The 13,415-nt window shown below is 64.3% G+C and carries 12 protein-coding genes; 3 read left to right on the forward strand and 9 right to left on the reverse strand.

Annotation, left to right across the window (positions count from 1 at the left end; translation table 11 throughout):
* Positions 1 to 34 precede the first annotated feature (34 nt).
* The 7 genes from KVX96_RS00490 to KVX96_RS00520 form a co-directional block, all read right to left on the reverse strand.
* Complete coding sequence (locus KVX96_RS00490) at positions 35 to 1,255, reverse strand: class I SAM-dependent RNA methyltransferase (RefSeq protein WP_261191965.1); 1,221 nt, start codon at positions 1,253 to 1,255, stop codon at positions 35 to 37.
* A complete protein-coding gene (locus KVX96_RS00495; RefSeq protein WP_261191966.1) occupies positions 1,252 to 3,120 on the reverse strand; it encodes an ABC transporter ATP-binding protein in 1,869 nt (622 codons plus the stop codon). The genes KVX96_RS00490 and KVX96_RS00495 overlap by 4 nt, the downstream gene beginning before the upstream one ends.
* A complete protein-coding gene (locus tag KVX96_RS00500; protein WP_261191967.1) occupies positions 3,117 to 4,985 on the reverse strand; it encodes an ABC transporter ATP-binding protein in 1,869 nt (622 codons plus the stop codon). Before KVX96_RS00500 ends, KVX96_RS00495 begins: the two co-directional genes overlap by 4 nt.
* Positions 4,986 to 5,059: 74 nt before the next feature.
* Entirely contained in the window at positions 5,060 to 5,659 is a 600-nt protein-coding gene (locus KVX96_RS00505; RefSeq protein WP_261191968.1) for a LysE family translocator, read from the reverse strand.
* Between the two features lie 57 nt (positions 5,660 to 5,716).
* Positions 5,717 to 6,865: a CCA tRNA nucleotidyltransferase gene (locus tag KVX96_RS00510; RefSeq protein WP_261191969.1), complete on the reverse strand. Its 1,149-nt coding sequence runs from the start codon at positions 6,863 to 6,865 to the stop codon at positions 5,717 to 5,719.
* Entirely contained in the window at positions 6,865 to 7,467 is a 603-nt protein-coding gene (locus KVX96_RS00515; protein WP_261191970.1) for a CoA pyrophosphatase, read from the reverse strand. The genes KVX96_RS00510 and KVX96_RS00515 overlap by 1 nt, the downstream gene beginning before the upstream one ends.
* On the reverse strand, positions 7,454 to 8,455 hold the full coding sequence (locus KVX96_RS00520; RefSeq protein WP_261195344.1) for an Hsp33 family molecular chaperone HslO: 1,002 nt from the start codon (positions 8,453 to 8,455) through the stop codon (positions 7,454 to 7,456). The genes KVX96_RS00515 and KVX96_RS00520 overlap by 14 nt, the downstream gene beginning before the upstream one ends.
* 78 nt (positions 8,456 to 8,533) lie before the next feature.
* Here KVX96_RS00520 and KVX96_RS00525 point away from each other — a divergent pair, with 78 nt between their 5' ends.
* Complete coding sequence (locus KVX96_RS00525) at positions 8,534 to 8,971, forward strand: NUDIX hydrolase (protein ID WP_261191971.1); 438 nt, start codon at positions 8,534 to 8,536, stop codon at positions 8,969 to 8,971.
* Here the strand turns inward: KVX96_RS00525 and KVX96_RS00530 are convergent.
* Complete coding sequence (locus KVX96_RS00530) at positions 8,963 to 10,267, reverse strand: PP2C family protein-serine/threonine phosphatase (protein ID WP_314733081.1); 1,305 nt, start codon at positions 10,265 to 10,267, stop codon at positions 8,963 to 8,965. The genes KVX96_RS00525 and KVX96_RS00530 overlap by 9 nt on opposite strands.
* 133 nt (positions 10,268 to 10,400) lie before the next feature.
* Between KVX96_RS00530 and KVX96_RS00535 the strand changes: the two genes are divergently transcribed.
* The gene (locus KVX96_RS00535) at positions 10,401 to 10,730 is read left to right on the forward strand and encodes an Hpt domain-containing protein (RefSeq protein ID WP_261191972.1); all 330 of its coding nucleotides are present in this window, start codon (positions 10,401 to 10,403) and stop codon (positions 10,728 to 10,730) included.
* Here KVX96_RS00535 and ilvA read toward each other — a convergent pair.
* Positions 10,727 to 11,974, reverse strand: a complete 1,248-nt coding sequence (gene ilvA, locus KVX96_RS00540) for a threonine ammonia-lyase IlvA (RefSeq protein ID WP_261191973.1) — start codon at positions 11,972 to 11,974, stop codon at positions 10,727 to 10,729. The two genes, KVX96_RS00535 and ilvA, sit on opposite strands and share 4 nt — an antisense overlap.
* A 138-nt stretch (positions 11,975 to 12,112) precedes the next feature.
* Here ilvA and KVX96_RS00545 point away from each other — a divergent pair, with 138 nt between their 5' ends.
* Positions 12,113 to 13,336, forward strand: coding sequence for an argininosuccinate synthase (locus KVX96_RS00545; protein ID WP_261191974.1), 1,224 nt, complete (start codon positions 12,113 to 12,115; stop codon positions 13,334 to 13,336).
* The last annotated feature ends 79 nt before the right edge of the window (positions 13,337 to 13,415 follow it).

Consider the following 13,415-nt stretch of genomic DNA (forward strand, 5'->3'; position numbering starts at 1 on the left):
GTCCATACACCAATTCGCAGCTCGAAAAAAGATCTCAGCCCGCGTTTCGCGTGAAAGAGGCGGCCAATTCCACGTGAGGCGACCAGCGGAACTGGTCCACCACGTCGATCCACGCCAAGTGATACCCCACGCCTACCAGCACCGCCGCATCGCGCGCGAAGCTTTGCGGGTTGCAGGAGACATAGGCGATTCGATCCACATCCGCGCGGGCCAGTTCTGCAACCTGCGCCTCGGCCCCGGCACGGGGCGGGTCGATGACCACGGCGTCAAACCGCGCCAGTTCGTCCGGCAGCAGCGGGCGGCGGAACAGATCGCGCGCCACGGTCTCCACCCTCTTCACCCCTTGCGCCGCGCGCCAACCCTTGTTGAGCGCGGCGAGCATCTCGGCCTCGCCTTCTACCGCCAGCACCTCGGCCTGATCGGCGAGCGGCAGGGAGAAGGTGCCGCAGCCGGCGAACAGATCAGCGATCTGCGCGGCAACGCCCACGGCCTCGCGCACGCTGGCCAGCAGCGCAGCCTCGCCTTCGGCCGTGGCCTGCAGGAAGGCGCCCGGCGGCGGGGCGACGCGGGCCTTGCCGAAGGCCAGAACTGGCGCGTGCCATTCGGCCACCGTTTCCCCGTTCCACGACAGCCGCGCCAGCCCGGCCCGAGCGCCCAGCGCCGTGGCCTCTTCGCGCAGCTTGGCGTCCAGCGGATGCAGGTTCTCAGCCGCAAGATCCACCCCGCCGAGCGTGCTGGTGGCCGTCAGGCTCACCTCGCCCTTACGGGAGCCGCCGAGCATCACCAGAGCGGCCATCGCCTCACGCAAGGCCAGAAGCTCGGGCCGCACGACGCTGCATTCCTGCAGATCGACGATGGTGCCCGACGCACGGCCATGAAAGCCGATCAGCGCGCCCTTCTTGGTGCGGCGGCCCGAAAACACCGCCCGGCGGCGCGATTGCTGCGGGGAGGTCTGCACCGAGCGGATCGGGGCGGTAAGCCCATGGGCGGCCAGAGCGGCCTGCACGATCCCGGCTTTCCAGTCGGCCACCAAGGGATCCGCGGCATGCTGCATGGTGCAGCCCCCGCAGGCTTTGAAATGGCGGCAGGGGGCTTTCACCCGGTCCGGCGACGGGGTGACGATCTTCGGCGCGGTGATGCGCCCGTTCTCCACCTCGCCTTCGATCACCTCGCCCGGAAGCGTCATCGGAGCAAAGATCGGGCCCTCGGCGATCCCGTCGCCAAGGTGGCCCAGTTTCTGAATGGTAAATGTCACTCGGCTGCGTCCTGAATGGTGAGGAAGCCGCCGGACTGGCGCTCCCAGTAGCGGGCGTAAAGGCCGCCCAGCGCAAGCAGTTCCTCGTGGCTGCCCTGCTCGGCAATGCGGCCTTCATCGAGCACGATGATGCGGTCCATCTGCGCGATGGTCGACAGCCGGTGCGCGATGGCGAGCACAGTCTTGCCCTGCATCACCCTCTCCAGCGCGGCCTGGATCGCGGCTTCGACCTCGGAATCCAGCGCGCTGGTGGCTTCGTCCAGCACGAGGATCGGGGCGTCCTTCAGGATGGCACGGGCAAGGGCAATGCGCTGGCGCTGGCCACCGGAGAGCTTCACCCCGCGTTCGCCCAGATGCGCGTCATAGCCTTCGCGCCCCTTGTGATCGCGCAGCTGCAACACGAAGTCATGCGCCTCCGCCCGCCGCGCGGCCTCCTGCACCTGTTCCAGCGTCGCGCCGGGGGTGCCGTAACGGATGTTCTCGAAGGCGGAGCGGTTGAACATCGCGGTTTCCTGCGTGACGGTGCCGATTTGCGCCCGCAAGGACTCCTGCGTCACCATCTTGATGTTCTGGCCGTCAATCTCCACCCGGCCGCCTTCCGGGTCGTAAAGGCGCAAAAGCAGGTTCACAAGGGTCGATTTCCCCGCACCTGACGCACCAACGATGCCGATCTTCTCCCCGCCCTGCACCGCCAGCGTGATCCCGTTCACGCCGCCCGTCTGCTGGCCGTAGTTGAACTGCACATCCTCAAAATCGAGCGCGCCCGATGTCACCTGAAGCGGTTTGGCGTGGCGGCTGTCGGTTAGCGCGTGGGAGGGGGTGAGCGTGGTCATCCCGTCCTCCACCTCGCCGATATTGGCGTAGATCGCCATCAGCACGAAGCTGACCCAGCCCGTCATCTGCGCGATCCGCAGCGACACCGCGCCGGTGGCCGCAATCGCCCCCGCCGTCACCTCGCCCGCGTTCCACAGCAGCAGCGTCGCCCCGATCAGGATCACCGGCACCACGCCCGCGACAGCCATCAGCGCGAAGCGGAAGAAAGTGGAAAGCTCGCCGAAATGCACGGCTGTTTCGCGCCATTCGGAGAGCGATTCATTGGCCGCCGTATCCTCATGGGCGTCGTGGGCGAAGAGCTTCACCGTCTTGATGTTGGTAATCGTGTCCACGATCTGGCCCGAGACCATGGCCCGCGCCGAGGCCCGGCGGCCTGAGCGCACGCGCACGCGTGGCATGAACCAGCGGATCATCAGCAGATAGCCCACCAGCCAGACGGAAAGGATCGCGCCGATGCGCCAGTCGATGCCCATCAGCAGGAGCGCCGCGCCAACCAGCGAGGCCAGAGCGAAGGCCACGACGTTGATCATCTCCATCGTCACATCGGTCACGGCGCGGCTCGTCTGCATCTGCTTCTGGGCGATGCGCCCTGCGAAATCATTGTCGAAGAATTCAACGGAATGGCCCAGCGCGTAGCGGTTGAGGCGCGACAGCACCAAGGGCATCACGTTGGGCCCCACGGCCATGCTCTGGATCGCCGCGGAGGCGCCAAAAACCAGCGGCCGCAGGATCAGGAAGAACCCGGCCACGCCCAAAAGCAGCGGCCATTCGCCCGCCAATCCCCCCGCGCCCGCCCGCAGCGCGCCATCGACCACGAGCCCCAGCAGGAAGGCACTGCCCACCTCGATCACGCCCGCCACGACGGAGATGAAGGCCGCCAGCCCCAAAACAGGCCAGCTGCCCTGCAGGCACCAGCCGAAGAACGCCATCAGCGTGCGCGGCGGCGGGCCGTCTGCCGGTTGCAGCGGGTCGATAAGCGCTTCAAGGCGCAGACGGTCAAGGATGCGCGTCGTCAGGCGGAAGGGGCTCATTCGGCGGCCTCCTCCGATTGCGCGTCGGCCTCATCCTCGGTGCCGATGAACCCGCCGGATTGCCGCTCCCAGAAGGCGGCATAAAGCCCACTCTGGCTGAGCAGTTCCGCATGGGTGCCTTGCTCCGCGATGTGGCCCTGATCCAGCACGACGATGCGATCCATATGCGCGATGGTCGAAAGCCGGTGCGCGATGGCGATCACCGTCTTGCCTTCCATCATGCCGTAGAGCGTCTCCTGAATCGCGGCTTCCACTTCTGAATCCAACGCACTGGTGGCCTCGTCGAGCACCAGAATTGGCGCGTCCTTCAGGATGACCCGCGCCAGCGTGATCCGTTGCCGTTGCCCACCCGAAAGCTTCACGCCGCGCTCGCCGACATGGGCGTCGTAGCCGGTGCGCCCCTGCGGATCCTCCAGATCGAGGATGAATTCATGCGCCTCGGCCCGTTTCGCGGCCTCGATCACCTCAGCTTCGGTGGCGTCCGGGCGGCCATAAAGAATGTTGTCGCGCACCGAGCGGTGCAGCAGGGCGCTGTCCTGCTGGACCATGCCGATGGCGGCGCGCAAGCTGGTTTGCTGCACGTCGGAAATGTCCTGCCCGTCAATACGGATCGCGCCCTTCTCCACGTCGTAAAACCGCAGGATCAGCTTGACGAGGGTCGATTTCCCCGCGCCAGAGCGGCCCACGAGACCCACCTTCTCACCCGGTTTTAGGGTGAGCGAAATGGCATCCAGCCCACCCGCTTCGCGACCGTAGTGATGGGAGACTTTGTCAAATTCGATCTCACCCTTTGTCAGCGCCAGGGGTTTCGCGCCGGGCTTGTCCACCAGCGTGATCGGCTGGGCGATCGTCTCCATCCCTTCCGACACCACGCCGAGCGAGCGGAAGAAAGTGGAGAGCGCCCACATGATCCAGCCCGTCATCGCGTTGAGCCGCAGGGTGAGCGCCGTGGCCGCGGCCACTGTGCCGATGCTCGCCGCGCCATTCATCCAAAGGATCACGGCCCAGCCCACAACACCCACGATCAGCCCGCCGTTGAGCGTGACAAGGCCCAGATCCATCTTGGTGAAGATCCGCATTTCCTTCGCGAAGGTCCGGCGGGTGTTCTCGATGGCTTCCTTGGCATAGTCGATCTCATGATCGTGGTGCGCGAAGAGCTTCACCGAATGAATGTTGGTGTAGCTGTCCACCACGCGGCCCGTCACTTCGCTGCGGGCATCGGACGAGGCCTTGGAAGCCGGGCCCACGGTGCGGATCGTCCAGCGCACCAGCAGCGCGTAGAGCACGAACCAAATCACCAGCGGGATCGCGAGGCGCGGATCGGCGTCGGCCAGCAGGATCGCCGCGCCCACCAGATAGGCGACGGCAAAGGTCATCATGTCGAAGACCTGGAACACCGCGTCCCCGGCGGCGGGCGGCGTCTGCATGATCCGGTTGGCAATGCGCCCGGCGAAATCATTCTCGAACCAGCCCACCGACTGGCGCAACACATGTTTATGCGCGCGCCAGCGGATCAGCGTGCCGAAGTTGGGCAGGATCGCGTTGTTCAATAGCGCCACATCCAGCGCCTGCAGGATCGGACGGGCAAAAAGGATGAAGAGAGCAACGAGCAGGAACTCCAGCCCATAGTCTGCGCGCACCGATTCGGGCGTGCCTGTCGAAAGCACATCCACCACTCGGCCCATATAGGCGATGAGCCAGATCTCGATCACCGCCACAACAAGCGACATCACCCCGGCGTAAACAAACAGCTTATGGAACGGGCGCGCGTATTCCCGCAGAAACGGCCACAGCCGCTGCGGGGGGCGGTCGGTCTCCTCATACGTCGTATAGGGATCGACGAAATTCTCGAAATACCGGAACACAGTAAAACCCTTCGTCGTGCCCGGGACATATAGCCCTTCCGGTGCCAAAGGGAAACCGGGCGCGCCGAAGGCGTTTACCCCGCGAAGAGCATCACCACAGAGGCCGCGATCATTGCTGCCATCCCGTAGTTGAACCAGCGCAGGCGGTTTTCGGTGGTGAGCCAGCGGGTGAGCGCCTGCCCGGCCACGGCCCAGGTGGAGGCCGAGCAAAAGCCCATCAGAACGAAGGTCGCCGCCACGATGAGCGCCGCCGTCATGCCGCCCTGCCCGCTCACGAATTGCGCCGTGACGGCAATGGCCATCGCCCAGCCCTTCGGGTTGATCCACTGAAAGGCGGCCGCTTCCGTGGCCCGCATCGGGCGCGCGGCTTTTTCCCCTTTGCGGGAGAGCCCGCCGGAGCGCGCGATCTGGAACGCGATATAGAGCAGCAATGCCGCCCCACCCCAGCGCAGCGCTTCGCGCAGTAGCACGCTGCGCGCGAAGATCTCGCCCAGAAACAACCCAACGATGAAGATCATCAGCGGAAAGCCCAGCCCGATGCCAACGATATGAGGCAGCGTGCGGCGGAAGCCGAAATTCGCCGCCGAGGCCGCCACCATCGCATTGTTCGGCCCCGGCGTGAAGGCGGCGGTGAAGGCCAGAAGCAGCAGGGCAAGGTAGGTTTCGGCGGTCATGTCGGGGATCTGTCTGTCAGGGAAAACCCGGCGAACGTATCCGCGCGGCGGGGCGCGTCAAGCCAGAAGTTCGGCCCGCGTCAGGGTGAATCCCGAAGCGATCCAGTCGGCCTCCAGCGCCTTCAGCCGCGCGCCCAGCGCGGGGCCGCTGAGGGCAGGCATCAGATCCTTCGCACTTACGGGGAATGTGGCTTCCGCCCCCGCCTGCGCGGCCTTCAGATCCTGAACTTCAAGAGGCATCTCCAGCAGGGCCGCGCGCAGCAAAACCACGCTCTGCGCCATATCTGCGCCCAGCCGATAGCCCAATTCCGCCGGGCTTTGGCCAGACCCTACGGCCTCACGCAACACCTCAAGCGTGCGCGCTTCCGCGCGGCTCAGCCGCAGGCGCTCTGCCACGCTCTCTCCGCCCAGCGCGGCAAGGCGGCGGATCGCATCCGGTGCCATGCCCGCCTGCGCCTCAAACGCCACAAGCGGCGCAAGCGCTTTGGAGTCAACACCGGGCACAACCGCGTTCAACACACCCGCTTGCTGCATGGAGGAAACCGAGGGCGCAGGGTCCGGCGCGGCAAGGAGCTTCTTCATCTCCGCCCCCAGCCTCTCGCCCGAAAGCGTCTCTATTCCGGCGGAATTTGCGGCGCAGGCGGCCAGCCCGTCTGCGTCGATCCCCTGATCGGGATCGCCATACCAGGCATGAAACCGGAAGAACCGCAGGATGCGCAGGTAGTCCTCGCGGATGCGCGCCTCCGGGTCATCGATGAAGCGTACAAGGCGCGCCTTCAGATCAGGCAAGCCGCCCAGCGGATCCTGCACCGCGCCCGTGGCATCGGCATAAAGCGCGTTCATGGTGAAATCGCGCCGGTGCGCGTCGTCCTCGATGCTGTCGGCAAAGGCCACCACGGCGCGGCGGCCATCGGTTTCCACATCCTTGCGGAAGGTGGTGATTTCAAAGGGCGTGCCGCCCGCGATCACTGTCACCGTGCCATGGTCGATGCCTGTGGGCACCACCCGAAAGCCTGCCTCAGTGAAAAGCCGGTGCGTGTCCTCAGGCCGCGCATCGGTGCAGACATCCAGATCCCCAACGGGCGCTCCCAGAAGCGTGTTGCGCACGCAACCGCCCACGAAATAGGCCGCATAGCCAGCACCAGTGAGCACCGCCATCACCGCCTGCGCCTCGGGCGCGTCGATCCACTCCCCCGTCACCCGCATCAGCCGCGCACCACGGAGGCGAAGCCACGCAGCATCCGCGCGGTGGCGCCCCAGATGTAATAGGGCCCGAAAGGCACCGTGAAATACTTGCGCTGCTGGCCGCGCCACAGCCGGGACTGGATCAGGAAATTGCCGTCCTGCAGCAGATGCGCGAGCGGCACTTCAAAGACCTCTTCCACCTCTCCCGCTTCCGGCACGGGTGTGAAATCCGCCATCACCTTGGCCACAATCGGCGTCACGATGAAGCCTGTTACCGTCTCATGCGGGGCAAGTTGCCCAAGAACAGAGACGTTTTCTTCCGGCAGGCCAATCTCTTCCCGCGCCTCGCGCAGGGCGGTGGCGATGAGGTTTTCATCGCCCTGATCCTGCTTGCCGCCCGGAAAGGCGATCTGGCCGGGGTGGTGTTTCAGGCCCGACGCGCGTTTGGTGAGGATCACCCGCAGCCCGTCCGCCCGCGCGATCAGCGGCACAAGGACGGCCGCGGGGCGCAGTTTGCGCCCCTCCGGTAACACGAGATCCGGGTGCAGATCGTAATCCGACGACGCCGCGCCACCCCCATTGAGGGCGGCGCGGATCGTTTCGATGGTGTCAGGCCTCGCCATCCGCGGCTTTCTGGGCCTCAAAGCCCACCGTGGCCGGATCGAGCACGTAATGCGCCCCGCAGAACTGGCAATCGGCCGTGACCTTGCCGTCTTCGGTGGTCATATGGCCAATGTCCTTGGCGGAGTAGATCGACAGGCTGTCGCGCACGCGCTGCTCGGAACAGGTGCAGCCGAACTTCACCGGCTGGGTGTCAAACACCCGCGGCTGTTCCTCGTGGAACAGGCGCACCAGAAGCTCCGTTGGCTGCACCGTCGGGCCGATGAGTTCCAACTCATCCACCGTGTCGAGCAGCACATTGGCCCGCGACCAGTTCTCTTCGGCGTCGTCATCAAGGATGTCGGACGCGCTCAGCAGCCCGCCCTCGGCGGAGCCACCTTCACCCGTCACATGCGGCGAGGCCTTGGGCATCATCTGCATCATCATCCCGCCCGCGCGCCAGCTTTCCGGGCCGCCCGCGAGGGTGGATTTCCCGAAGCTCAGCTCAAAGCGCGTGGGCAGCTGCTCAGACTGCGCGAAATAGGTTTCCGCACAGGTGGCCAATGAGCCGCCCGCGATCGGGGTGATGCCCTGATAGGGCACGGTGCCCTCGCCCTGATCGATGAGCACGGCAAAATAGCCCTTGCCGACCTGATCATAGGGGTCGCCATTGGGCTCCAGCCGTTCGGCATCGAAGGAGGCATAGGCTCGGATCCGGGCCGGCTCGCCCTCTTTCGTCGGGCCATAGTAATCGGTGGCGATCAAGCGTGCAGGGCCGTCGCCGCGCACCTGCAGCGAAAGCTTCCAGCGCAGCTTGATCGTCTGGCCGATCAGGGCCGTGAGCAAAGCCATCTCCGCCACCAGCGCTTCCACGCTCGGCGGGTAGTCATGTTGTTTCAGGACATCATCCAGCACGCCATCAAGGCGCGCGACGCGGCCACGCACGTCCGAGCGGTCAAGCTGAAAGGGCAGGACGGTGTCGTCCCAGGCGATTTTCGAACCAATCATAATGGGGTTTCCTTACGCGTCTCGCGTTGGCATACCGCGACTATATAGGCCTCGCAACCGCTGCTCCAAGACCCAGAGACGATGATCAGACGATTCGGAGACACCCCGGACCCTTCCCGGCGCTACCGCCAGCGCCCTGGCGTCTATGCGATTCTGCCGATCGACGGGCAGATCCTGCTGACCTTTCAGGACGCCCCGACACCCGAATTCCAACTGCCTGGCGGCGGGATCGACCCCGGAGAATCGCCGCTTGCCGCGCTGCACCGCGAGGTGTTCGAAGAAACCGGCTGGCGCATCACCGCGCCACGCCGACTGGGGGCTTTTCGCCGATTCACCTATATGCCGGACTACGACCTTTGGGCCGAAAAGCTTTGCCACATCTATTGTGCCACGCCCACATTGCGCCTTGGCGCGCCATCGGAGCCGGGCCACACCGCGCTGATTCTGCCGACGGCAGAGGCCATCAACCGCCTCGCAAATGAGGGTGACCGGCATTTCCTCTTGGGGCTTTCAGCCTGACTTAGAGCCTTTTCCACTGGCCTCAGCCCTAACTTCCAGCAGCACCGCCGACACATCGTCCCCGAAATCATCCCCGTCGCAGAAGCGCTCAAGCTCCTGCAGCAAGGTATCAAAATAGGCCTCGCCGCTGGTTGCGGCCTGCTGTGTCAGGTGCTGTGACAGCCCGTCTTCGCCGAACAGCTCGCCGCTTGTGGCCGTTGCTTCGGTGATCCCGTCCGAAAACACGAAAAGCCGATCGCCGGGTGCAAGTGTGAGGCTGAAGGACGTGTAGCTCGCACCGGGGATCAGGCCGATAGGCAAACCGCCCTCGCCAATGAACTCTACCTGCCCGTCTGCCCGTTGCACGGCGGGGTTCGGGTGCCCTGCCTGCACCATCGTCACCTGCCCTGTCGCCGGCTCGAAATGGCCAAGAGCAATGGTGAAATAGAGATCCGTCTCCATCGAATCGAGCATGGCCTCATTCAGAAGCGCGGCGGCCTTCTCGGGCGGACGCGGGCAGGTCTGGCCCGCGTCATCGCGCATCAGGGCGATGTTGTGATCGGGATTATCGGTGGTGAGCATGCCGGCCAGCCGCGTTGTCAGCAAAGCTGACGGCACGCCGTGGCCCGACACATCCAGCGAGAAAAAGCCGATCCGCCCCGACCCGGCGTTGAACCACCCCACAAGATCCCCGCCCACATGGCCGCTGGGCTCCAGCAGGAAGGAAAGCGCAACCGGGCCCTGCCGCACATGGCGTTCCCGCACCAGCGATTGCTGCAGCTTGCGTGCTTCAATCAGATCCTGATCGAGTTTCTCATAGAGCTTGCGCAGCTGCGCCATCTGCGCGTTCAGCCTGCGCTGCATGACGAGAATACGCTCCGCCGCGTTGATCCGGGCGCGCAGCTCATCCGGGTTGACGGGTTTGGTGAGGAATTCATCCGCACCCACGTCCAGCCCGGTGGCGATGTCCTGCTTTTCATTCTTGGATGTGACGAGGATGAAATACCCGTAATGCTCGGACGGCAGCGCCCGAAAGGCCTTGCAAAAAGCGAGCCCGTCCATCTCGGGCATCATCCAGTCACTGATCACAAGATCGATTCTCTCTTCGCGGCAAATCTCAAGCGCTTCGGCGCCCGAGGCCGCGGTTTTGTAACTGTACCCCCAGCGCCGCATCATCGCCGAAAGCAGCGTCAACTGGGCGCGGCTGTCATCCACCAGCAGAACGGAGTTGATGGCGCGCAGCGCCTCCGGCACCTGTTCAACTGCCTCTTCTGTCTTGATCCGCGCAATCGTCACGCCGCTGCCTTTCCGCATCATTCGCGGTCATCATTACAGCGCCGCCTTAACAGCGGCTAAACGGCCAACCGGATTCAATCTCACGGTTTCTTAAGATTCCCGGAGCAGACTGACCGCAGGGCCTAAGCCCGGGTTGCCCGGAAAGGAGCGCGTGATGATCGATTGGAACCGCGTCAACGAACTGCGGGAGGAGGTGGGGCCGGAGGCCTTTGACGAAGTGGTGGAGATCTTTCTGGAGGAGGTCGATGAAACGATCCAGCGCCTGCGCACGGCTATCGTGGCGGAGAGTTTTCGCGCCGACATGCACTTCCTGAAAGGCAGCGCGCTGAACCTTGGGTTTGCCGATTTCGCCGCGCTCTGTGCCGAAGGGGAGATCGGCGGCGACGTCAGCGCGCGGGATTCGGCCTTCGTGTCTGCCCTGTTTCAAAGCTACGACGATTCGCGCACGGCTTTCCTTGCGAGCCTTCCGAAGATGCCAGCCTAGACCACAAGGGCCGACAGCGTTTCATCATTGGTGATGTCGCGGAAGGTGAAACCCGCCTCGTTCATACGGGCAAACAGGCGCGGGAAGTTCTCTGGCTGAGTTGTCTCCAGCCCAATCAAAACAGAGCCAAAGTTGCGGGCGGATTTCTTCAGGTATTCGAAGCGGGCGATGTCGTCTTCCGGGCCGAGCATACCAAGGAAATCTTTCAGTGCACCGGGGCGCTGGGGCATGCGCAAGATGAGGTATTTCTTGAGGCCACGGTACTTCTGCGCCCGTTCCTTCACCTCGGGCAAACGCTCGAAATCGAAATTGCCGCCGGAGGTGACGCAGACGACCGTCTTACCCGCGATCTGATCGGAGATGTCTTTCAGCGCATCCACGGCCAGAGCCCCGGCGGGCTCCAACACGATGCCTTCCACGTTGAGCATGTCGAGCATGGTGGTGCAGATCCGGTTTTCGTCCCCTGCAAGAACCTTTGCCGGATCGACGGCTTTCAGAATCTCGAAAGGCCGCGCGCCGATGCGGGCCACTGCTGCACCGTCGACGAAACTGTCTACCTGCGGAAGGCTCACCGGCTCCCGTGCGCTTAGCGCCGCAGCAAGGCTCGCGCCTCCGGCTGGCTCCACGAAACGGAAATCCACCGCCGGGGCTTCGGTGGCCATGTATTTCACCACGCCCGAGGCCAGCCCGCCACCGCCCACCGGTAGCACCACAAGATCCGGCACGTCGGGCAGTTGCGACAGGATCTCCACCGCAACGGAGGCCTGCCCTTCGATCACATCCTCATCGTCAAAGGGCGCAAGAAAATGCCCGCCCGTCTCGGCGCAATAGGCCTGCGCGGAGGCAAGCGTGTCGTCGAAATAGTCCCCAACAAGGCGAATCTCGATCGCATCGCCACCGAAGATCCGCGTCTTGTCGATCTTCTGCTGGGGCGTCGTCACCGGCATGAAGATCACCGCGCGCACGCCGAAGTGCTGGCAGCAGAAGGCCACCCCCTGCGCATGGTTGCCCGCGCTGGCGCAGACGAAGAGCTCCTGCGCCGGGTCCGCCGCGCGCACCTTACGGATGGCGTTGAACGCGCCGCGGATCTTGTAGGACCGCACCGGCGTCAGATCCTCGCGCTTGAGCCAGATCTCCGCGCCGTATTTCGCGGAGAGATGTGCGTTGCGCTGCAAGGGGGTTTCGGCAAAAAGCCCGCGCATGCGGGAGGCCGCGGCGAGCGCCGTATCGGTGAAATCAGACATGGCGCAGCTTTGCCGCGCGTTTTGCCGCCGTGCAAGCCCCAACAACGGCCCCAAGCCGTCCGAAATCCCTGCATCTCCTTGCCCTCGCGTCCAAAACCCGTTAACGCGCGAGCGTAGTTTCAACCATGGGAGACACGGATGTCCGCGCCCAAGAAAGTCGTGCTTGCCTACTCCGGCGGCCTCGACACCTCGATCATTCTGAAATGGCTTCAGACGGAATACGGTTGTGAGGTCGTGACCTTCACCGCTGACCTCGGCCAGGGGGAAGAGCTCGAGCCGGCGCGACGAAAGGCCGAGATGCTGGGCATCAAGCCGGAAAACATCTTCATCGAAGATCTGCGCGAGGAATTCGTGCGCGATTTCGTCTTCCCGATGTTCCGCGCCAATGCCGTTTACGAAGGGCTTTACCTGCTGGGCACCTCCATCGCGCGGCCGCTGATCTCCAAGCGGCTGGTGGAAATCGCCGAGGCCACCGGGGCTGATGCCGTTTCCCACGGGGCGACGGGCAAGGGCAACGATCAGGTCCGTTTCGAGCTGTCTGCCTATGCGCTGAACCCCGACATCAAGGTGATCGCGCCCTGGCGCGAGTGGGATCTGTCGAGCCGCACCAAGCTGCTGGAATTCGCGGAAGCCAACCAGATTCCGATTGCGAAGGACAAGCGCGGCGAGGCCCCCTTCTCGGTGGACGCCAACCTGCTGCACACTTCCTCGGAAGGAAAAGTGCTGGAAGATCCGGCCGAAATGGCGCCGGATTACGTCTACCAGCGCACCGAAAGCCCCTTCACCGCGCCCGATGAACCCGAGTACATCGAGATCGGCTTTGAAAAGGGTGATGCTGTCTCCATCAACGGCACCGCGATGAGCCCGGCCAGCATCCTGACCGCGCTGAACGATTATGGCCGCAAGCATGGCGTGGGTCGCCTTGATTTCGTGGAAAACCGCTTCGTGGGCATGAAATCCCGCGGCATCTACGAAACGCCGGGCGGCACGATCCTGCTGGAAGCGCACCGCGGCATCGAGCAGATCACGCTGGATTCCGGCGCAGGCCACCTGAAGGACAGCCTGATGCCGCGCTACGCGGAGCTGATCTACAACGGCTTCTGGTTCTCGCCGGAGCGCGAGATGCTGCAGGCTGCGATCGACAAATCGCAGGAACATGTCACCGGCACCGTCCGCGTGATGCTGTTCAAGGGCTCTGTGCGCACCGTGGGCCGCTGGTCGGAGCATTCGCTCTACTCCGAGGCTCATGTGACCTTCGAGGACGACGCCGGCGCCTATGATCAGAAAGACGCACAGGGCTTCATCCAGCTCAACGCGCTGCGCCTGAAGCTTCTGGCCGCGCGCAACCGCCGCGTGAAGTGAGCATTTTTTGGCCGCGCCCAACACCGGGCGCGGCCGTTTTTCGCTGTTAAAGCGTAACAATCCCCCCAAACCGGTCACG

Source organism: Pseudoruegeria sp. SHC-113 (assembly GCF_025376885.1).
Lineage (GTDB): Bacteria > Pseudomonadota > Alphaproteobacteria > Rhodobacterales > Rhodobacteraceae > Pseudoruegeria.

What these genes read in the sequence shown, in the direction of transcription:
- KVX96_RS00495 (WP_261191966.1), bottom strand. Translation starts at nt 3,120, where the DNA reads ATGAGCCCCTTCCGCCTGACGACGCGCATCCTTGACCGTCTGCGCCTT.
- KVX96_RS00505 (WP_261191968.1), bottom strand. Translation starts at nt 5,659, where the DNA reads ATGACCGCCGAAACCTACCTTGCCCTGCTGCTTCTGGCCTTCACCGCC.
- KVX96_RS00510 (WP_261191969.1), bottom strand. Translation starts at nt 6,865, where the DNA reads ATGCGGGTGACGGGGGAGTGGATCGACGCGCCCGAGGCGCAGGCGGTG.
- KVX96_RS00515 (WP_261191970.1), bottom strand. Translation starts at nt 7,467, where the DNA reads ATGGCGAGGCCTGACACCATCGAAACGATCCGCGCCGCCCTCAATGGG.
- KVX96_RS00525 (WP_261191971.1), top strand. Translation starts at nt 8,534, where the DNA reads ATGATCAGACGATTCGGAGACACCCCGGACCCTTCCCGGCGCTACCGC.
- KVX96_RS00530 (WP_314733081.1), bottom strand. Translation starts at nt 10,267, where the DNA reads ATGATGCGGAAAGGCAGCGGCGTGACGATTGCGCGGATCAAGACAGAA.
- KVX96_RS00535 (WP_261191972.1), top strand. Translation starts at nt 10,401, where the DNA reads ATGATCGATTGGAACCGCGTCAACGAACTGCGGGAGGAGGTGGGGCCG.
- ilvA (WP_261191973.1), bottom strand. Translation starts at nt 11,974, where the DNA reads ATGTCTGATTTCACCGATACGGCGCTCGCCGCGGCCTCCCGCATGCGC.
- KVX96_RS00545 (WP_261191974.1), top strand. Translation starts at nt 12,113, where the DNA reads ATGTCCGCGCCCAAGAAAGTCGTGCTTGCCTACTCCGGCGGCCTCGAC.